This window comes from Mammaliicoccus sp. J-M40, assembly GCF_022386395.1.
GTDB classification, from domain to species: Bacteria; Bacillota; Bacilli; order Staphylococcales; family Staphylococcaceae; genus Mammaliicoccus; species Mammaliicoccus lentus.
The window spans coordinates 16,103-38,136 of record NZ_JAJNIQ010000010.1; the positions used below are offsets into that span (position 1 = coordinate 16,103).

General features: G+C 31.3%; 17 protein-coding genes. 14 read left to right on the plus strand and 3 right to left on the minus strand.

Annotated elements, in window-relative coordinates; genetic code table 11:
* The 7 genes from LQ688_RS10750 (at position 1) to infB (ending at position 10,553) form a co-directional block, all read left to right on the plus strand.
* Entirely contained in the window at positions 1–1,704 is a 1,704-nt protein-coding gene (locus LQ688_RS10750) for a proline--tRNA ligase (protein ID WP_064211583.1), read from the plus strand.
* A gap of 98 nt (positions 1,705–1,802) precedes the next feature.
* Complete coding sequence (locus LQ688_RS10755) at positions 1,803–6,122, plus strand: PolC-type DNA polymerase III (protein WP_481817003.1); 4,320 nt, start codon at positions 1,803–1,805, stop codon at positions 6,120–6,122.
* A 121-nt stretch (positions 6,123–6,243) separates the two neighbouring features.
* A complete protein-coding gene (gene rimP / locus LQ688_RS10760; RefSeq protein ID WP_016998619.1) occupies positions 6,244–6,711 on the plus strand; it encodes a ribosome maturation factor RimP in 468 nt (155 codons plus the stop codon).
* Positions 6,712–6,729: 18 nt separating this feature from the next.
* On the plus strand, positions 6,730–7,797 hold the full coding sequence (gene nusA / locus LQ688_RS10765) for a transcription termination factor NusA (protein ID WP_016998620.1): 1,068 nt from the start codon (positions 6,730–6,732) through the stop codon (positions 7,795–7,797).
* 17 nt (positions 7,798–7,814) lie between these two features.
* Positions 7,815–8,099 (plus strand): RNase P modulator RnpM, encoded by a 285-nt coding sequence (rnpM, locus tag LQ688_RS10770; protein WP_064204026.1) that lies wholly within the window; start codon positions 7,815–7,817, stop codon positions 8,097–8,099.
* Positions 8,096–8,422, plus strand: a complete 327-nt coding sequence (locus tag LQ688_RS10775; protein ID WP_016998622.1) for a ribosomal L7Ae/L30e/S12e/Gadd45 family protein — start codon at positions 8,096–8,098, stop codon at positions 8,420–8,422. Before rnpM ends, LQ688_RS10775 begins: the two co-directional genes overlap by 4 nt.
* A 4-nt stretch (positions 8,423–8,426) precedes the next feature.
* Positions 8,427–10,553, plus strand: a complete 2,127-nt coding sequence (gene infB / locus LQ688_RS10780) for a translation initiation factor IF-2 (RefSeq protein ID WP_239724862.1) — start codon at positions 8,427–8,429, stop codon at positions 10,551–10,553.
* 1,261 nt (positions 10,554–11,814) lie between these two features.
* Here the strand turns inward: infB and arsB are convergent.
* The 3 genes from arsB to LQ688_RS10795 form a co-directional block, all read right to left on the minus strand.
* Positions 11,815–13,104 (minus strand): arsenite efflux transporter membrane subunit ArsB, encoded by a 1,290-nt coding sequence (arsB, locus tag LQ688_RS10785; protein ID WP_016998624.1) that lies wholly within the window; start codon positions 13,102–13,104, stop codon positions 11,815–11,817.
* On the minus strand, positions 13,101–13,421 hold the full coding sequence (locus LQ688_RS10790) for an ArsR/SmtB family transcription factor (RefSeq protein ID WP_016998625.1): 321 nt from the start codon (positions 13,419–13,421) through the stop codon (positions 13,101–13,103). The genes arsB and LQ688_RS10790 overlap by 4 nt, the downstream gene beginning before the upstream one ends.
* A 260-nt stretch (positions 13,422–13,681) precedes the next feature.
* Positions 13,682–13,825, minus strand: a complete 144-nt coding sequence (locus LQ688_RS10795; RefSeq protein ID WP_016998626.1) for a putative metal homeostasis protein — start codon at positions 13,823–13,825, stop codon at positions 13,682–13,684.
* A gap of 324 nt (positions 13,826–14,149) precedes the next feature.
* On the opposite strand from LQ688_RS10795, the gene LQ688_RS10800 reads away from it, so the two are divergent.
* The 7 genes from LQ688_RS10800 (at position 14,150) to LQ688_RS10830 (ending at position 22,024) form a co-directional block, all read left to right on the plus strand.
* Positions 14,150–14,548, plus strand: a complete 399-nt coding sequence (locus tag LQ688_RS10800) for a hypothetical protein (protein ID WP_239724863.1) — start codon at positions 14,150–14,152, stop codon at positions 14,546–14,548.
* 26 nt (positions 14,549–14,574) lie between these two features.
* The gene (locus LQ688_RS10805; protein WP_239724864.1) at positions 14,575–17,106 is read left to right on the plus strand and encodes a glycosyltransferase; all 2,532 of its coding nucleotides are present in this window, start codon (positions 14,575–14,577) and stop codon (positions 17,104–17,106) included.
* Between the two features lie 56 nt (positions 17,107–17,162).
* Positions 17,163–17,780, plus strand: coding sequence for a LysE/ArgO family amino acid transporter (locus LQ688_RS10810; RefSeq protein ID WP_239724892.1), 618 nt, complete (start codon positions 17,163–17,165; stop codon positions 17,778–17,780).
* Between the two features lie 82 nt (positions 17,781–17,862).
* Positions 17,863–18,837, plus strand: a complete 975-nt coding sequence (locus tag LQ688_RS10815; RefSeq protein WP_064204811.1) for an alpha/beta hydrolase fold domain-containing protein — start codon at positions 17,863–17,865, stop codon at positions 18,835–18,837.
* A gap of 106 nt (positions 18,838–18,943) precedes the next feature.
* Complete coding sequence (gene rbfA, locus LQ688_RS10820; RefSeq protein WP_016998635.1) at positions 18,944–19,288, plus strand: 30S ribosome-binding factor RbfA; 345 nt, start codon at positions 18,944–18,946, stop codon at positions 19,286–19,288.
* 175 nt (positions 19,289–19,463) lie between these two features.
* On the plus strand, positions 19,464–20,648 hold the full coding sequence (locus LQ688_RS10825) for a glycerate kinase family protein (RefSeq protein ID WP_218688544.1): 1,185 nt from the start codon (positions 19,464–19,466) through the stop codon (positions 20,646–20,648).
* On the plus strand, positions 20,645–22,024 hold the full coding sequence (locus LQ688_RS10830; RefSeq protein WP_214269837.1) for an SLC13 family permease: 1,380 nt from the start codon (positions 20,645–20,647) through the stop codon (positions 22,022–22,024). Before LQ688_RS10825 ends, LQ688_RS10830 begins: the two co-directional genes overlap by 4 nt.
* Positions 22,025–22,034 lie beyond the last annotated feature (10 nt).

A 22,034-nucleotide genomic window follows, 5' to 3' on the forward strand; every position in this document is an offset into this window, starting at 1 on the left:
ATGAAACAATCAAAAGTATTTATACCTACACTGAGAGAAGAACCAGCTGAAGCTGAATCAATCAGTCATAAATTTCTACTTAAATCTGGTATGATTAAACAAAATGCTAGAGGTATATATAGTTATTTACCTACTGCTAAACGTGTATTAAATAAAATTGAACGAATTGTTCGAGAAGAAATGGAAAGAATTGATGGCGTGGAAGTTCTAATGCCTGTACTTCAACCTTCAGAATTATGGGAAGAATCAGGTAGATGGGAAGCTTACGGTTCAGAATTAATGAGATTAAAAGACCGAAATAATCGTGACTTTGCTCTTGGACCAACACATGAGGAAATTATTACATCATTAGTACGTGATGAATTGAAATCATATAAACGTTTACCAATAACATTATTCCAAATTCAATCTAAATTTAGAGATGAAAAACGCCCACGTTTCGGTTTATTACGTGGAAGAGAGTTTATCATGAAGGATGCGTATTCTTTCCATTCTGATGAAGAGTCATTAGATGAAACATATAACGATATGTATAATGCGTATCATAATATATTTACTAGAGTTGGGCTGAAATTCAGACCTGTATTAGCAGATTCCGGTGCAATTGGTGGCGATCATACACACGAATTTATGGCGTTAGCTGAAATTGGTGAAGATACAATCGTTTATAGTGATTCAACTGATTTTGCAGCAAATATTGAAAAAGCTGAAGTCGTGTATACACCAAACCCTGAACATACAGAAATTAAAGAATTAGAAAAAGTAGAAACACCTGATGTAAAAACTGCACAGGCGTTAGCAGACTTCTTAAATGTAACGTTAGATAGAATCATTAAATCTATGATTATTAAAGTTGATGACGAGTATGTCATGATATTAATTAGAGGTCATCATGAATTAAATGATGTTAAGTTGAAATCATTCTTTAAAACTGAAAATATTGAGTTAGCAACTGAAACAGAAATAGAAAATATTATGGGAGCAAAACCAGGTAGCTTAGGCCCAGTTAATGTTGATAAAATAAAAATTTATGCTGACCAATTTATACAAGATATTAATAACCTTGCAGTAGGTGCTAACGAAGATGGCTATCATTATTTAAATGCTAACGTTGATAGAGACTTTAAAGTTGAAGCATATGGTGACTTTAGATTTATACTTGAAGGTGAAGCTTTGCCTAATAACTTAGGGAATGCAAAATTCGCTGAAGGTATAGAGGTTGGACAAGTGTTTAAACTTGGTACAAAATATTCAGAAAGCATGAATGCTACATTCCTTAACGAGCAAGGAAGAGCACAACCATTAATTATGGGTTGCTACGGAGTAGGTATTTCTAGAACTTTATCAGCAGTTATAGAACAACACCATGATGATAATGGTATTATATGGCCAAAAGCAATTTCACCATATGATTTACATTTAATCGCAATTAATCCTAAACAGGAAGCACAAAAAGAACTTTCAGATCAAATATATGAACAATTAAGAGAGAAATTTGATGTTTTATATGACGACCGTAAAGAACGTGCTGGCGTTAAATTTAACGACGCTGATTTAATTGGATTACCTGTTCGTATTATGGTTGGTAAAAAAGCTTCTGAAGGTATAGTAGAAGTGAAACGCCGTGATAATACGGAAAGCCAAGAAGTACATGTTGATGAAATTGAAGAAGTAATCAAAGCATATTACGATGCAGTGAAATAAACTGATAAGAAGTATAAAATCTGATATAATATAAGATATTTAAAGAGGCTAATATGAAAAATAGCCTCTTTTTCATTTTGATGAAGGTGGTCGTGCAATTGTCAATGACAGGAAAAGAAAAATTCCAAACGTTACTCACACAATTGAACATAACAGATGAACTTGATAAAGAAATAGTTGGACAAGGTGAATTAACACGTATAAATGTCTCTCAATCTAAAAGGTTATGGCATTTTTATATAAAGTTACCATACTATTTATCAAGTGAAATGTATCTAGTTTTTACAAATCAACTGCAAAGTGTATTTCAAAGCATTGCACAAGTTGATTGGACAATTGAAGTGGAAAATAAGGAACAAATAGATGAGCATATCTTAAAATATATGCCACATTGTATAGATGGTACGGGTATTAGTGATAAAGTTAAACATCAGTTAAAACAAAAGCCTATTATTTTCTCTGATGATGTAGTTAAAGTGCAAGTGAATAATGATGTTGAACGTGATTATTTTGAAAAAAGAGTGAATGGCTCTTTAGTTCAAGCACTGAAGAAATGCGGATTTAACATCAGTCGTGTTGTATTTGAAACGATGGATAATGAAGAACAAATGAGAAGAGAGTTGGAATCATTTGAAGCTCATATTCAACAAGAAGACGAAGAAGCAGCACGTATTGCATCTGAGAAAATGGAAAGAATGAAGAAAGAGAAAGCCGAATCTAGCGGGGATGAAAATGCTGTTGCTAGATGTCAAATAGGTAAAGATATTACTGTAGATAGCATTAGAAAAATTGAAGATATTATTGAAGAAGAATTCAAAGTTGCACTAGAAGGTGTGATTTTTGATATAGAAATGAAAGAGTTGAAGAGTGGTAGACATATTGTAACGTTAAAAATTACAGACTACACAGATTCACTTATATTAAAAATGTTTACGCGCAAAGGTAAAGATGATTTAGAGCACTTCAAAGCATTAAAAGTAGGTACTTGGGTTCGTGCTCAAGGTAGAATTGAACAAGATCAATTTATTAGAGATCTTGTCATGATGATGACAGATATACATGAAATTAAAAAAGCACCTAAACTTGATAAAGCACCAGATAAGCGTGTTGAACTACATTTACATACATCAATGAGTCAAATGGATGGTATTACTCACATCGGTAAATACGTAGAACAAGCTGCTAAATGGGGTCATAAAGCAATCGCAATAACTGACCACAACGGTGTACAAGGATACCCAGATGCCCACGCAGCTGCGTTGAAAAATGATATAAAAATGATTTATGGCATGGAAGGTATGCTTGTCGATGACGGTGTACCAATTGCATATAAATCACAAGATATTCCTTTAAAGACAGCTACTTATATAGTATTTGACGTTGAGACTACGGGTTTATCCAGTCAATATGATCAAATTATTGAGTTAGCAGCAGTTAAAGTGAGAAATGGTGAAGTAGTAGACACATTTGAACGATTTTCAGATCCTGGTGAACGTTTATCAGAAACGATTAAAAACTTAACTGGAATTACAGATGAAATGCTTCAAGGACAACCGGATATAGAGACAGTTCTGAGAGATTTCCACGAATTTGTTGGGGATGCAATTTATATCGCCCATAACGCTTCGTTTGATATGGGCTTTATTGATACAGGTTTTGAAAAAATAGGTCTTGGTGCAACTAAAAATGCTGTTATCGATACATTAGAATTATCAAGAACTGTGAATACAGAGTATGGTAAACACGGGTTGAACTTCTTAGCTAAAAAGTATGGTGTCGAGTTAACTCAACACCATAGAGCTATTTACGATGCTGAAACAACAGCACATATTTTTATAAAAATGTTAAAACAGCTCGAAGAGTTAGAGGTATATAATCATAATGAAATTAATGACAGACTTTCTAATGACGAAGCGTATAAGAGAGCTAGACCATCTCATGTTACGTTAATCGTCCAAAACCAAGTTGGCCTTAAAAACTTATTCAAAATTGTAAGTGCTTCGTTAGTAGACTATTTTTATCGTACACCGCGAATACCGCGTTCATTATTAAATGAGCACCGAGAAGGTATACTTGTTGGAAGTGCGTGTGACGAAGGTGAAGTATTTACAACAGTTATGCAAAAAGACCAAAATGAAGTTGAAAAAGTAGCTCAATATTATGATTATATTGAAGTTCAACCTAAAAGCCTTTACCAAGGTTTATTAGATAGAGAGCTTATAAAAGATAACGAAACAATGGAAGAAATTTATCATAGAATATTAAGTGTGGGCGAAAAATTAAACATTCCAGTTATTGCTACAGGAAATGCGCATTATTTATATGAACAAGATGCAATAGCTCGAAAAATACTTATCGCCTCACAGCCAGGTAATCCATTAAATCGTCAAACTTTACCTAAAGCACACTTTAGAACTACAGATGAAATGCTAGATGAGTTTCATTTCTTAGGTGAAGAGAAAGCTTATGAAATTGTCGTTAAGAATAGTAATGACTTAGCTGATCGTTTAGAAACTGTTGTACCAATTAAAGATGAGTTATATACACCGAATATGGAAGGTGCCAACGAAGAAATTCGAGAAATGAGTTACAATAATGCAAGAGCTTTATACGGAGAAGATTTACCACAAATCGTAATAGACCGTTTAGAGAAAGAACTTGAAAGTATTATTGGTAACGGATTTGCTGTTATTTATTTAATATCGCAAAGATTGGTTAAGAAGTCATTAAACGATGGATACCTAGTAGGGTCACGTGGTTCAGTCGGATCTAGCTTTGTAGCTACTATGACTGAAATTACAGAAGTTAACCCATTGCCACCACATTATATATGCCCTAAATGTAAAGAAAGTCACTTCTTTGACGATGGTTCTGTAGGTTCAGGATTCGACTTACCAGATAAAAAATGTGAAAAATGCGATGTCGAAATGATTAAAGAAGGACAAGATATTCCTTTTGAAACATTCTTAGGTTTCAAAGGAGACAAAGTACCGGATATTGACTTAAACTTTAGTGGTGAATATCAGCCTGAAGCACATAATTATACTAAAGAGTTATTTGGTGAAGATAAAGTATTCAGAGCTGGTACAATAGGTACAGTTGCCGAAAAGACTGCTTTCGGATATGTAAAAGGTTATTTAAACGACCAAGGTATTCATAAAAGAGGGGCAGAGGTTGACCGATTAGTTAAAGGTTGTACAGGTGTTAAGAGAACAACTGGTCAGCACCCAGGAGGTATTATTGTAGTACCTGACTATATGGATATATATGATTTTACACCGATACAATATCCAGCCGATGATCAAAAATCAGCGTGGAAAACAACACACTTTGACTTCCATTCTATTCACGATAATATTCTTAAATTGGATATACTTGGACACGATGATCCAACAATGATTAGAATGTTACAAGACTTATCTGGGATAGATCCTAAGACTATTCCAGTAGATGATAAAGAAACAATGAGAATTTTCAGTACGCCTGAATCATTAGGTGTAACTGAAGAAGATATTTTATGTAAAACTGGAACATTTGGCGTACCTGAATTTGGTACAGGCTTTGTTAGACAAATGCTAGAAGATACAAAACCAACGACATTCTCTGAACTTGTACAAATATCAGGATTATCTCACGGTACGGACGTTTGGTTAGGTAACGCACAAGATTTAATTAAAGCTGGTACTTGTGATTTATCAAGTGTTATCGGTTGTCGTGACGATATTATGGTTTATTTAATGTATAATGGGCTAGAACCGTCGCTTGCCTTTAAAATAATGGAGGCAGTGCGTAAAGGTAAAGGGTTAACAGACGAATTCGAAGAAGCTATGAAAGAAAATAATGTGCCTGATTGGTATTTAGACTCATGTAAAAAAATTAAGTACATGTTCCCTAAAGCCCACGCTGCTGCATATGTATTAATGGCTTTAAGAATTGCATACTTTAAAGTGCATTACCCACTTTACTATTACGCTAGTTACTTTACTGTACGTGCAACAGATTTTGATTTAAAAACTATGACTAGAGATAAAGAGTCAATTAAAACAGTAATAAAAGAATACTATAGCCGATTCCATGAATTAGCTAAAAAAGAAAAAGATGTATTGACTGTATTAGAAATCGCAAACGAAATGGCACACCGTGGATTTAGAATACAACCAGTTAGCTTGGAGAAAAGTGATTCATTTGAATTTAAGATTGAAGGAGATACTTTAATTCCTCCATTCATCGCTGTTCCAGGTCTAGGTGAAAACGTTGCGAAAAGAATCGTCGAAACAAGAGAAGAAGGACCGTTTTTAGCAAAAGAAGATTTAAATAAAAAAGCGGGTGTTTCTCAGAAAGTTATTGAGTATTTAGATGAGTTAGGTTCACTGCCAAATATGCCTGATAAAGCTCAGCTTTCTATTTTTGATTTGTAACGTATATCCTTGAGCATGCCTGATTTATGTGATATACTATTATTGCTTAAAATAATACTCTGACGTTAAAAGAGTGGGACCTTTCCCGCTCTTTTCTGTTTGTATTAAGAGGGAGGTCATTATGAGTAAAGTTGCAGCACAAGTTGAGGAAATTATTCAACCAATACTCGAAACGTTAAATTATGAATTAGTAGATGTAGAATACGTTAAAGAAGGGCAAGATTACTATCTACGTATTGCAATTGATAAAGACGGTGGCGTTGATTTAAACGATTGCACAATTGCCTCTGAAAAGATAAGTGAAGTTATGGATAAAGAAGACCCTATTAAAGAGCCGTATTTTATGGATGTATCTTCTCCAGGTGCGGAACGTCCGTTGAAAAAAGAAAAAGACTATCAAAATGCAATTGAGCAACCTGTATTTATCTCTTTATACGAACATGTTGAAGGAGATAAAGAATGGTTAGGCGTTTTAAAAGAAGTAACTGAAGAAACGATAACACTTGAAGTGAAAATTAAAACAAGAACTAAAAATGTCACGTTGCCTCGCAAAAAAATTGCAAAAGCACGTCGATCCGTAATGTTATAATATAAAGGAGGATACATTGTGAAAAGTAATGAATTATTACTTGCAATTGAATACCTTGAAAAGGAAAAAAGAATACCACGAGAGGTATTAATTGATGCAATAGAAGCGGCTTTAATTACAGCTTATAAGAAAAATTACGATAGTGCCAAAAATGTTAGAATTGAATTAAATTTAGACGAAGGTACTTACAAAGTAATTTCTAGGAAAGATGTTGTTGAAGACGTTGAAGACTATAAAGGTCAAGTAGCTTTAGACACAGCTTTATTATCTAACCCAGCATATGAAATTGGAGATGTATACGAAGAAGACGTTACACCTAGAGATTTCGGTCGTGTCGGTGCACAAGCAGCAAAACAAGCTGTTATGCAACGTTTAAGAGATGCTGAAAGAGGAATTCTTTATGATGAATTTATCGATAAAGAAGATGATATTGTAACAGGTGTAATCGACCGTGTAGATCACCGTTATGTTTATGTTAATTTAGGTCGTACAGAAGCTGTACTTTCAGAAGCTGAAAGAAGTCCTAATGAACAATATTTACCGAACGAACGCATAAAAGTTTATGTAAACAAAGTTGAACAAACTACTAAAGGACCACAAATTTTTGTATCACGCACTCATCCAGGGCTTTTAAAACGTCTATTTGAGCAAGAAGTACCAGAAATATATGATGGTACTGTTATTGTTAAATCAGTAGCAAGAGAAGCTGGTGACCGTTCTAAAATCAGTGTAACATCAGATAATGGTGATATTGATGCTGTTGGTGCATGTGTTGGTGCTAAAGGTGTTCGTGTTGAAGCTGTAGTTAATGAATTAGGTGGAGAAAAAATTGATATTGTAGAATGGGACGAAGATCCAAGAGTGTTCGTAAGAAATGCTTTAAGTCCTTCTCAAGTGGTCGAAGTTTTAGTTGATGAAGAGAACCAATCTACAACAGTTGTTGTACCAGATTATCAATTATCTTTAGCTATTGGTAAAAGAGGGCAAAACGCACGTCTTGCTGCTAAATTAACTGGTTGGAAAATTGATATAAAATCAGAATCAGACGCAAGAGAAGCTGGAATTATTTCAACTGAAGAATCATAAAGTGAGGTGATTTTGTCATGAAAAAGAAAAAAATACCAATGCGCAAATGTATACTTTCAAATGAAATGAAACCTAAAAATGATATGATTCGTGTAGTAAAGAATAAAGAAGGCGAAATCAAAGCTGACGCTACAGGTAAAGCACCTGGACGTGGCGCATATGTTTCAAAAGATTTAGAAATCGTAGAAAAAGCACAAGAACAAGGTAAGTTGGAACGCTATTTTGATAGCAATAAATCAACACTTGAACCTGTGTATAAAGAAATCATTCGATTAATCTATCGAGAGCGTATACCTAAATGAATATAAGTAAAAAAGATCAAATTTTAAACCTTCTTGGACTAGCGACAAGAGCTAGGAAAATTAAGACTGGTGAAGAAATTGTTATAAGCGAAATAAGACGAGGAAATGTAAAACTTGTCATACTTTCAGAAGATGCTGCAGCAAACGTTACAAAAAATATAAAAAATAAATGTGCAACTTATCATGTAACACTTTTAACATTTGCTACACGCTTTGAATTAGGCTACGCAATTGGAAAAGAAAGCAGAGTGGTGTTGGGCATAACTGACATTGGATTTAGCAAGAAGCTAAAAACGATGATTCATGATTTTCATGAGGAGTGAGTATATGAGTAAAAAAAGAATATATGAGTATGCAAAAGAAGTTAACTTAAAGAGTAAAGATATTATAGATGAATTAAAGAAAAACGGTGTAGAAGTATCAAATCACATGCAAGCACTAGAGGAGAACGACATTAAAACATTAAATAAAGCGTTTAAAAAACAAGAGGCAACTAAGCCAGAAACAGCTAAAAAAGAACAAACAAGTACTCACACAAATTCAAATTCAAATAAACCAAACAATAATCAATCAAATCAAAACAACAAGAACAATAAAAATAACAACAAGCCAAAAAATAAAAAACAACAAAAGAAAAATCAAAAGAATAATAAACAAAGTAACCAACAACAGCCTAAAGAAGTTGTACAAGAAACACCTTCATTAATTACTTATGAAGAAGGTATCACAGTTGGTGAACTATCTGAAAAAATTAATAAAGATGCTTCAGAAATTATTAAAAAATTATTCTTACTTGGTATTGTTGCGAACATTAACCAAGCATTAGACACTGAAACTGTAGAATTGATTTGTGCGGACTATGATATTGAAGCTGAATTAGAAGTACATGTTGATGCAACAGATTTAGAAAATTATTTCGAAGATGAAGAAGCTGATGATGCTCGATTAGTAGAACGTCCAGCAGTTGTAACAATTATGGGACACGTTGACCACGGTAAAACAACATTACTAGATTCAATTCGTCACACTCGTGTTACAGCTGGTGAAGCGGGCGGTATTACTCAACATATCGGTGCTTACCAAATCGAAAACAACGACAAAAAAATCACATTCTTAGATACACCAGGACATGCTGCGTTTACAACTATGCGTGCACGTGGTGCCCAAGTAACTGATATTACTGTATTAGTAGTAGCAGCTGATGATGGTGTAATGCCTCAAACTATTGAAGCGATTAACCATGCTAAAGCAGCAGAAGTACCTATTATTGTTGCAGTAAACAAAGTTGATAAACCAACAGCAAATCCAGACAGAGTAAAACAAGAACTTGGTGAACATGGATTATTCCCTGAAGACTGGGGTGGCGACACAATATTCGTTCACTTATCTGCTATACAACGTGAAGGAATAGACGAATTGTTAGAAATGATTGGTCTAGTTTCTGAAATTGAAGAATTAAAAGCTAATCCTGACCGTGCAGCTGTTGGTACTGTAATCGAAGCAGAATTAGATAAATCTCGCGGACCTGCCGCTTCTTTATTAGTACAAAATGGTACATTAGAAGTTGGAGATTCACTTGTAGTTGGTAACACATATGGACGTGTACGTGCTATGGTGAGTGACTTAGGTAAGCGTATCAAAACAGCTGGTCCATCTACACCTGTTGAAATTACAGGTTTACATGATGTACCACAAGCTGGAGATAGATTTGTAGTATTCAAAAACGAAAAACAAGCTCGTCAAATTGGTGAAAAACGTCAACAAGAAAATATCTTGAAACAGCGTCAAGATAGTAAGAGTGTTTCTTTAGATAACTTGTTCGAACAAATGAAACAAGGTGAAATGAAAGACTTAAATATTATTATTAAAGGTGATGTACAAGGTTCAGTAGAAGCTTTAGCAGCATCATTAATGAAAATTGACGTTGACGGTGTAAACGTACGTATTATTCATACAGCAGTAGGTGCAATTAACGCATCTGACGTTACATTGGCTGCAGCATCAAATGGTATTATTATTGGATTTAACGTAAGACCAGATGCAGGCGCTAAACGTGCAGCAGAAGAAGAAAACGTAGATATGAGATTACACCGCATTATCTATAAAGTAATCGAAGAAATCGAATCAGCTATGAAAGGATTATTAGATCCTGAATACGAAGAACAAGTAATTGGACAAGCTGAAGTACGTCAAACGTTCAAAGTATCAAAAGTTGGTACGATTGCAGGTAGTTACGTAACAGATGGTAAAATTACTAGAGATGCAAGCGTACGTATCATTCGTGACGGAATCGTAATCTTTGAAGGTGAATTAGATACATTAAAACGTTACAAAGATGACGCTAAAGAAGTTGCGACTGGATATGAATGTGGTATCACTATTGAAAAATTCAATGACATTAAAGAAGGCGACATTTTTGAAGCGTTCAAGATGGTTGAAATTGAAAGAAAATAATAAATATAAAAGCAGTGAAGAATCTATAAAGATAGATTCTTCACTGCTTTTTTTAGTTAAAAATGAGATGATATTTTTATACAATCTTCAATTTTGTTCGTGCATGCTTGCCTAGGGTATGGTTCGATCTTATAGTCTCTCACACATACTATTCCCTCGGGCGTCAGCACTTTACAAAATCGTGAATTAGGAATTGCCTTAATAGAAATAAATATAAGCAAAAGAGCTAGGGACATAAAACCTAGCTCGTTTTGGATGAGCTTGATCAAAATAAAGAGTTGATATTTTAGTTGGATTTACAATTACGTAAATCCAATTATATGCGCCCTTATTGGATTTTCTACCTCAATAATCCAAGTAGACACACTTTTATTGTATTTTCTACTTCAATAATCCAAGTACGCACACTTTTATTGGATATACTAAGACAATAATCCAACTAACCATACTCTTATTGGATTTTCTACTTCAATAATCCAAGTAGACACACTTTTATTGTATTTTCTACTTCAATAATCCAAGTAGACACACTTTTATTGGATTTTCTATAACAATAATCCAAGTACGCACACTTTTATTGGATTTTCTATAACAATAATCCAAGTACACACGCTCTTATTGGATTTACTAAGACAATAATCCAACTAACCATACTCTTATTGGATTTACTAAGACAATAATCCAAGTAACCACACCTTTATTGGATTTATTAAGACAAAAATCCAAGTAATCACTCCTTTATTGGATTTATTAAGATAATAATCCAAGTAACCGCAATCTTATTGGATATACTAAGACAATAATCCAACTAACCATGCTCTTATTGTATTTTCTACTTCAATAATCCAAGTAGACACACTTTTATTGGATTTTCTATAACAATAATCCAAGTACACACGCTCTTATTGGATTTACTAAGACAATAATCCAAGTAACCGCAATCTTATTGGATTTTCTATAACAATAATCCAACTACGCACACTTTTATTGGATTTATTAAGACAATAATCCAAGTATACATCCTCTAATTGGATTTACTATCACATTAATCCAAGTATGAAGTGCACCCCAAAAGTTGAACCAAAAATAAAGGAGTTTCGTAAATCTTCTCGAGGAAAATGCAAAGTAAAAAGCGAATTAGTAATTGTCTTAATGGCAATAAATATAAGAAAAACAGTAGAAATTCAATTTTAATAATGAATTTCTACTGTTTTTGGATTTTTAGGATATTTATATATCAGATCCCTCTAAATTATAAACTTTAAAAAATAAGCATTGTAATATACAGACCTAATAAAGTAATGAATAGTACAGGGATGGTAATGATAATACCTGTTTTAAAGTATGTTCCCCATTTTATTTTGACACCTTTTTGTGTTAAAACGTGTAACCACAATAATGTTGCTAATGAACCAATTGGTGTTATTTTTGGTCCTAAGTCGGAACCTATAACGTTTGCGTATACCATGCTTTCTTTAATTAAGCCTATTGTATTTGATTGATCAATTGCTATAGCATCTATCAAAACTGTTGGCATATTATTCATGACAGAAGAAAGAAATGCTGCGATAAAGCCCATTCCCATAATACTACTAAATAAGCCATAACCGGCAATATAGTTTAATATATCAGCCAGTATTGTAGTAATCCCTACATTTTTTAATCCAAAGACTACCAAGTACATACCAATAGAAAAAATAACAATGTTCCATGGTGCACCTTTAATAACTGATCTAGTATTAACAGCAGGGGATCTTCTTGCAAGAATCAAGAAGATGATAGCTATTATACCCGCTATAATTGAAACAGGTATATTGATAAATTCACTCACTAAATATCCAGCTAAAAGTACAATTAATACAATCCAAGAAATATTAAATAATTTTTTATCTTTAATCGCTTCATGTGGTGCTTTTATATGAGTAGCATCAAATGTTTTAGGTATAGACGTTCTAAAATATAACCACAATACAACTATACTAGCGATTAAAGAAAAGATATTAGGGATAATCATTCGACCTAAATATTCTAAGAAACTTATATTGAAGTAGTCAGCAGATACGATGTTCACTAAGTTACTTACAATTAAAGGTAAAGAAGTTGTATCTGCTATAAATCCACTCGCTATAATAAAAGGAAATATAACTTTTTTGTCGAAACCTAAATGACGAACCATCGCTAAGACTATAGGTGTTAAAATTAAAGCGGCGCCATCGTTAGCGAAAAACGCAGCTACAATTGAACCTAGTAACATAATGTATACAAACATTTTAATACCATTGCCTTTTGATGCTTTAACCATATGTATAGCAGACCATTCAAAGAAACCAATTTCATCTAGAATAAGAGAAATTAAAATAACTGCTACAAATGTTAAAGTAGCATTCCAAACAATACCCGTAACTTCAAAGACATCAGAAAAACTGACAACACCAGTAATGATAGCTACAATAGCGCCAACTAAAGCAGTAATACCAATATCTAGTCCTTTAGGTTGCCAAATTACAAAAATTAAAGTAATAAGAAAAATGGCGATTGCAAGTATAGTCATGAGTTACATTCACCTTTCTTCATATCCTTACAAATACATTGATGATTAGATGTATGAATAAGCTCAATATTAGAGTTAATTTCTGTTAACAATTCATCATTTAATTTATAAAACCGCTTATTACCATCTTTTCTAGTAAAAACTAGATTCTGATCCACTAAAGATTTCATATGATGACTGAGCGTAGGCTGAGAAAATTCAAAATGTTCCAGAATGTCACAAGCACAAAGCTCACCACAAGATAATAAATCGATAATTTCTAATCTACTAGGATCAGCTAAAACTTTTAATAATGATGCTATTTCTTTATAAGACATATTAAATCCTCCTTCTTAACATTATATAGGATATCATCTATATAGATACATGTATATATTAAGTGGAAGAAAATTTAAAAATAATAAAAGCCAACCATTAAATGATATGCTCCCTGTTAAGTAAACACTTAAATAGTGAAAACTTAGCAGGGAGCATATCAAAATACATAATGATTGGCTTTTATTATTTTGGTTTTTGGCTTTAGGACATTTATGACTTAATTCATTGAAATTAGATCGTGATTAAATTTATACGTAAATTATGAAGCGGCATTATTTTGAATGTTTTTGATTCTAGCAGCGCGTTTGAAGTTTTTTATTATTTTCAACGCTCTTTTACGCGTCTTGATGTTTGGACTTCTCAAATTACGACGAGCTGTTTGTATGTCTGTTTTTTCTGCCATATCGAATCCTCCTTTTAATAAAACGTAATTATTACGATTTAATTTTATATCTTTTTCTTTTATTTTGCAATACTTATTTCTAATTATATTGATAATGACTATATTACTATTTTTGGAAAAGTATAAATTGAATTTACATTATTAACATATACTTAATAAAGTTATGATAATCTTTGATAAATGGTTATAAATAGATTTGATGATATAAAGGGGATTTATTATGGAAATTAATTTGAATATATCATAAATAAACTTAGATATATTAGAGTTGATTAGAAGATATTGGATAATGAGTTAATCAAAATAAAAAGAGGGGATTACACAATGACTAATTTAGAATTATCTTTAATAGATTACAAAATAGAAAAGATAACAATTAATACTTTAGAAGATTTGAATAGTTTGAGGAATATTCATGAAGAAATTGACATTATTGATTGTACAGTGCTTTGTTATGACGTTAATTTACAAAGTATAATTGATATACTCTCACGATACAGTAATAAACATTTTAAAATAAAAATTCTTATAAATGTTTATGAAAACATACATATAAATGAACTTTCAGTTGATGGATTTTTAATTAAAAATATACAAATTGAAGGTCGTTACCTAATATTTAATTTGTATTCTACCGAACTATTAAATGTACAAAAATCCACTAATCAACGAATTTTAGAAAGAATACCTCACATGATAAGTAGAAAAACTAAATTTCGTTAAATTTTAAATAGAAAGTTGGTTAAGTGATGAATGAAACAATAAAATTTGATAAAGGTATTTCTATTATTATTCCTATTCACGAAGGCATGACTTATATAGAGGGGTTAATAAAAAACTTAAATAATTTAATTGTAAAAGAAGCAAAATTCGAAGTGATTTTTGTATTAAATGGTGTATTTGAAGAAATTTATCAATATTTAATTCATCATGTTGACCATATGAATTTTAAACATTTAATTTTAATCAGTGATGAAACGGGAGCTTCTAAAGCAAGAAATTTAGGGATGCAATACGTAAAATATTCACATACAACTTTTCTCGACGTTGATGACTTTATTTCTTCGAATTATATAGAAGAAAGTTTTCAATTACTTAACGAAGATACAATTTTAGTAACTCAAATTCATGATATGTTAAATGATGGATCGATTGTTAAAAATAATCCAGTGAACTTACCTTTAATAAAGTACAAAGAAACAGGTTATAGTTTATTCAATATACACGCTATTTTAGGCATTACAACTTGTAAGTTTATACCTAGTCATTATTTAGAGGCAGTATATTTTAATCCTACTTTGTTAAGTGGTGAAGACACTGTTTTCTATTGTTATTTATATGCAAAATTCAATCCGAAAATAGAAGTTATCAATCTGGATAAAGAAGTCGTATATTACCGTCTACTGAATGAAAATTCAGTTTCAAGAGGCAAATTTTCTTATGATTTTAATATTGCTCAAAGGTTAGATGTATTAGATACTTTGGATAAATTATTAGAAAGTAATTTACATTCTAGAGTTAAGAAATTTATTTCAACAAAATATAATGCACAAACAGGGTTTATTTCTAAATTTTTAAAAGTATATCCTGAATATAAGAACGAAGTTGTAAACTTATTGAATATGAAAAATTATAATCATTTGAATGAATATTTTGTAAATATAGGTATGGCAAAAGAATTAGTGATAGCATATTGTTTCCCACCATTCATTGATAATAGTGGTATTTTAATGGCAAAAAGGATTTCTAACAACGATAAAATTGTAGATATATTCAGCAATGATATGACATCAAAAAGAGAAAAAGATTTTAAACTAAAAAGTATATGTATTGATAAAATAGACCAACATAAAGTTTCAAAAAGCTCAGTTAGTTTTTCTGATTTTGGACTGATCTCACAATTTATAGATGAAGCTTTTAGTTTTTATTTAAATAATAAAGAAAAATATGAAACTCTGTACAGTAGCGTGTTATTTCCATCTTCATATTTTTCATCGTTATTTATTAAATTGAATAATCCTAATATTAAATGGGTTGCTGAATTTTCAGATCCTTTATTATATGATATTAAATCAAAAGAAAGATATAGTTCTATAGAAGTATATAATATGCTTTTAGAATCTTTAAAGTTAGAAGAAGATTTCCAACCATTTTTGCCATATGTCGACGAGAGTTTATTTAATTTAGCAGAGCTTATTGGTTTTGCTTTTGCAGACGAATTATTATTTACAAACGAATATCAACTTGAATATATGACGAGCCGCTTTTCTAATAACCTTCAAAATTTTATTAAAAGCAAAAGTAAAATGGACAGGTATCCTATACCTAATAATGATTTATATTATAAAACCGATTACTATTATCCGATGAATGAAAAAGCTGTACAAATAGGTTATTTTGGGAATTTTTACGAGACGAGAAGTTTGAATTTATTTTTAGACATGGTAGATGAATTATTAAGCCAAACTGACTTAATAATTCAATTTCATATATTTACGAACATTAAGCACCTTAGCCATGACGAATTAGAACGTATCAATGACTATTCAAATGTTTATTTAAATGATACTGTGTCGTATTTAGATTGTCTTAACTTAACAACTAAAATGGATATATTAATAATATTAGATGCAAAATCAAAAGAATATAAAAACACTCACCCATATTTACCATCGAAGTTAAGTGATTATTTAGGTGCTAATAAAGCCATTTTGGCAATGGTAGAAGAAAATAGTATATTATCTCAGCAAAATCACAATAATTTATACAAAATAAATTATTCAGATATATATGATGAAAAGTTAAACAAGGTATTCCAATCTATAACAAAAAATCTAAATAAAAAAATAGAAACAATAGACAAATTAAATCAAAATATAACTATAGAAGTAGGTGAATTAAATTTAATTTATTCACTTGATTTAGAAATATTAAGAAAAAAATCACAATATATATTTAAACCGAAATTACCAATAACGTCTCATAAGAACTTTAGCTTAACACTTGAAAACACTACAAATTCAGTTAAATATTTTAAAATAAAAACATTATATAAAGACCCACAATCGCTATTGAATATTATTAGCAATGTTAAAAAATATAATGAGATAAGTATTAATAGCTTTAATGAAGAAGAAACAATTGAAATACGACCTAATGAAACTATTACTTTTGAGTTAAAATATAATAAAGATTATGATAAAGATTCCTTTAAAAAAGCAGGAACAGTAATCATAAAAACAATACAAAATCAAAATTATAGTAGCATAGAAGTTTTCTGAATAGTAAAATAAGAATCATATGTTTTTAAGGATGATTCTTATTTTAGGAGGAAAAAATAGTGGCTGCTTTTTTACACGGTTTATTATTAGCGCTTGGCCTAATTTTACCTTTAGGTGCACAAAATGTGTTTATTTTTAATCAAGGCGCTAATCATAAACAAATTAGAAAAACAATACCTGTAATTATTACTGCAGGTCTATGTGACACGCTTTTAATTTTATTAGCAGTATTAGGCGTATCGCTTGTTCTATTATCATTGCCGGTATTACAACTTGTTGTATATATAATAGGATTTATATTTTTAATTTATATGGGGATTGTATTATGGAAGGAAAAACCTCAAAGTTTGGAATGTCAGCCTTCTATGTCTGCTAAAAAACAAGTTGGGTTTGCGATATCAGTATCATTATTAAATCCACACGCTATCATGGATACAATTGGTGTAATTGGTACAAGTGCTTCAGTTTATGAAGGATTAGATAAATTTATCTTCACAGCATCCACTATTTTGATTTCATGGCTTTGGTTTATTTTATTAGCGATTTTAGGTAAAACCGTTGGAACAGTTGATAAAACAGGTCAATGGATTATATATTTGAATAAAATTTCAAGTATTGTTATCTTCATCGTTGCCTTAATTATACTAAAAAACATTCTTACTCTTATTTTTTAATAGGTAATATTTGTTATTTTATGAATATTTAAGTATATTTAAGGGAATAAATTTAATATCAATTAATATGGAGTAGATGTACATGAAAACCTGGGCAAAAGGTGTAATTACTATTGGTGCTAGCTTAGTAGCTAGTCAGTATGTTGTTAAAAAATTATCTAAAAGAAGTATGAAAAGTCAAATCGTTGAATGGATGATCGCAGCGCAAAATACATTTCCTAAATATGAAAGTTATGAATCTAAATCTGAGTTTGTAAATGAATTATATGAGGAAAATGAAAAACGATATACCTTACCAAAATTATTTAAACCTAAAACAAAAATAAATGAATATCAAATTGACGAAATGCAAGTATTAACATATAACTCTAACTTAAACTCAAAAGTAGGTATTTTATACTTGCATGGTGGCGCTTATATACACCAACCAACCATTTATCATCATAAATTTATAGACGAACTTGCTAAAACTGTAAATTTAAAAGTGGAAGTACCTATATATCCGAAAGCGCCGAATCAAATATTTATTAGATCATATGAGTTAATCATTGATTTATATAGACGCATGATTGAAGAACACGAGGAAGTTGTTATTATTGGTGATTCTGCAGGTGGCGGATTAGCTGTAGGACTTATGCAATTATTAAAAGAACAACACATTAAGCAACCGCTTCATGCATTTTTACTTTCACCTTGGATAGATATGAATATGGATAACAAAGATATTACAGAAGAACTGCAACAAAGCGATCCAATGCTTGATATAGAAAGTTTACAATTTTGTGGTGATTTATGGTGTGGCCATACGAATAAAAATCATCATTTATTATCACCTATATATGGAGATTTGCAATCACTGCCTCCTATGACTATTTTTGTAGGCACAAGAGAAATATTGTTGCCGGATATTAGATTGTTTAAAGAAAAACTTCAAAAATTTTCAAACGACGTTGCTTATCATGAATATGTGAACCAAAATCATGTATTCCCAATCTTTCCAATTGAAGAAGGGAAAGAAGCTAGAAGTATCATTTATAATAAAATTAATAATTTTTAATAAACTTTTTAAACGTGCAAACGATTATCTTTTTAAGCATTATGGCATGTGTTATAATAAATAATTGTATAGATAGTCGTAATGACTAATAAAGAGGTGAATTTTAATGAGTATTCGTTCTGAACGTGTTGGAGAACAAATGAAAAAAGAACTTATGGATATAATAAATAACAAGCTTAAAGACCCTAGAGTTGGTTTCTTAACAATTACTGATGTTGAACTACCAGGTGATTTATCACATGCTACTGTTTATTTAACAGTATTGGGGTCAGATAAAGAAAAAGAAGAAACATTCGAAGGCTTAGAAAAAGCAAAAGGATTTATTAAATCCGAACTTGGAAGCCGTATGAAATTACGTATCTTACCAGAGTTACACTTTAAATACGATGAATCAATTGACTACGGTAATAAAATCGAACGCATGATTCAAGATTTAAATCGTAACGAATAAAACATTATAATATTTAAAAGAAAAACACCCGATATTTTCACATTTAACGTGAATTTATTGGGTGTTTTTTCTTTTTAATCAATTTTTAATTTTCCTCTAATTGTTTGTGAACTATGTAAATGTACATTGTAGATAAGTTAAAGATAGCGAAGTACAAATAGAGGAGGAAATTAAAATGAAAATTGTAGTTGTACCTTCAGGGTTTAAAGAAAGCTTAAGTGCCGAAGAAGTTGGAAATTCTATTTCGAGAGGAATAAACAAAGTGAATCCTTATCATGATGTCACTACTATTCCTATGGTAGATGGTGGAGAAGGTTTTGTAGATACGATTACAAAACTAAAAGAAGGCAGAAAAGTAAAAACACAAGTGATGGGTCCGGTTGGTAAGCCTATAAAATCTTTCTTTGGTGTTTTTGAGGAAAATGGTATAAAGACAGCTGTAATAGAAATGGCGGCAATTGCAGGGTTGAGACATGTACCACAAAATATGAGAAATCCATTAAACACGACAACTTTTGGGGTAGGTGAAACGATTATTAAGGCATTGGATAATGGTGCAGAACGTATTCTGATTGGGTGTGGTGATTCAGGAACATCAGATGGTGGAGTAGGCATGGCTCAGGCGTTAGGTATAAAATTCTTAAATGAAAATGGTGAAGCTGTATTTATAAACGGTGGAGGCGAAATAAATCGGATTTATGGGGTTGATATGAGTTATATGGATGCTAGAGTACATTTAGTAGACATAGATGTAGCAGTTAATTGGACAAATTTATTGTGTGGACAAAAAGGGGTAGCAAGAGTATATGGACCGCAAAAGGGTGCATCTCCTGAAAATGTCGAACTATTGTCTAACAATCTAGAACATCTTGCAAAACTCATAAAAAGTTTGAAAAAAGAGGATGTTTCTTTAATGAATGGTGGAGGTGCATCAGGTGGTTTAGGTGCAGGTTTATATGGATTCCTTAATGCCCGTCTACATCCAAGATTTGAAATTATTATGAAGTATATAGAGATTTCAGATGCAATTCAAAATGCAGATCTAGTTATAACTGCAGAAGGATGTATAGATTTTCAAACACCAAATGGAAAAATTCCATCTGAAGTTGCAAGGATTGCAAAAATGCATAAAAAACCAGTTATTGCTTTTGCTGGTACAATAGGTCATAATGCAAAGATTAATTATCAAAGTGGTATTGATGCATTTAGTAGCATCATTCCAGAACCTACGACGTTAGAAAATTCAATTTTAGACGCAGATAAATGGCTAGAAAATTGTTCTGAAAATGCCTTGAGACATATTACAATAGGCATTAATTTAGGCAATCAAATGGTTGCTGCAAAAGATGTTGTTAAATGACTAATAAGCAAATAGTTTATCTGTGTATATATTTTATATTTTCTATCGTTGTATTCTTATATATTGATTTACCTTATTTAGGTCAACTTAGTTTGATCATCTTTGTATTATCATTAGGTCTATTTTTATTAACGAATATGCCTGCAGGTTTATCTGCATTTATAGCATTAACAATAGGTATACTGTTAGGTATTCCTGAAAAAATATTATTTGAATCAATGGATGAGCATGTTGTTTGGCTCATGATTGGTGCGTTTATTATAGGGGCAGCTGTTGAAATAAGTGGTTTACTAGATAGATTAATTCATTGGATAGATAATAAATGTCATACAGAAAATAAGATGAATATATTTTTATTTATAATCGTTCAAATAATTTCTATATTAGTACCTTCCACATCAGGGAGAGCTGCTTCAATGATTCCAATTTATAAAGCTTTTGCTTCTAGATTTCAATCAAATCAAAAATATTTTGCATTATTGATACCAGTTCTTATTTTAATGGGGGCAAATCTTACTTTAATCGGTGCTGGAAGTCATATCGTGGGTATTGGTTTGTTAAAAGGTCAGACGAATGAAACGATTTCTTATGTAGACTTTATTATATGGGGATTTCCATTTGGTATCATAATGGGTGTTATCAGTTTATTTATTATAAAGAAATTGTTTTTTATTAAAAACGATACAGGTTCAGAATCATCTTTTAAAGAAGTGAAAAGTAAACATAAACCATTAAGTACAAAAGAAAAAAAGACATTGTTATATTTATTTATAACGATTAGTTTATGGATAACTGAATCTCTACATGGGTTTGATATTGCATTTATAACGATTGCTATGAGTGTTGTTATGATGGCACCTAATATCGGTGTCATCTCATGGAAACAAGGTTTGAAAAGCATCTCTTGGAGTTTAATATTTTTTGTTGCAGGTGCGACCGCTCTTGGTGAATTACTTGTATCATATAAGGTTATAGAATATATACAAAAAAATTTATACGGTTATTTATCTCAATTCGAAAATATCAATGAACTAGTTGTATTACTCATAATTGTTATAATAACGGTAACATCACATTTATATGTAACAAGTCACACTACACGAGCCGTCGTTTTTGTTCCGTTATTTTTATTATTTAGTGATATGTTCAATTTAAATCCCATTTCAGTTGTTTTCATGACTTTGATAGGGACAAATTACTGCGTTACCTTTCCAGTGAGTTCAAAAGCGCTACTGCTATTTTATGAACAAGATCGAAAACCATTTAAAAATATAGATTTAGCGAAAGTAAGTGGTATATTGATGCCTATTTACATGTTAATAATGATTGCGTGTTATTATTTCTGGTGGCAATATACTGGATTATCGCTTAGGTAAGGAGAAGAGA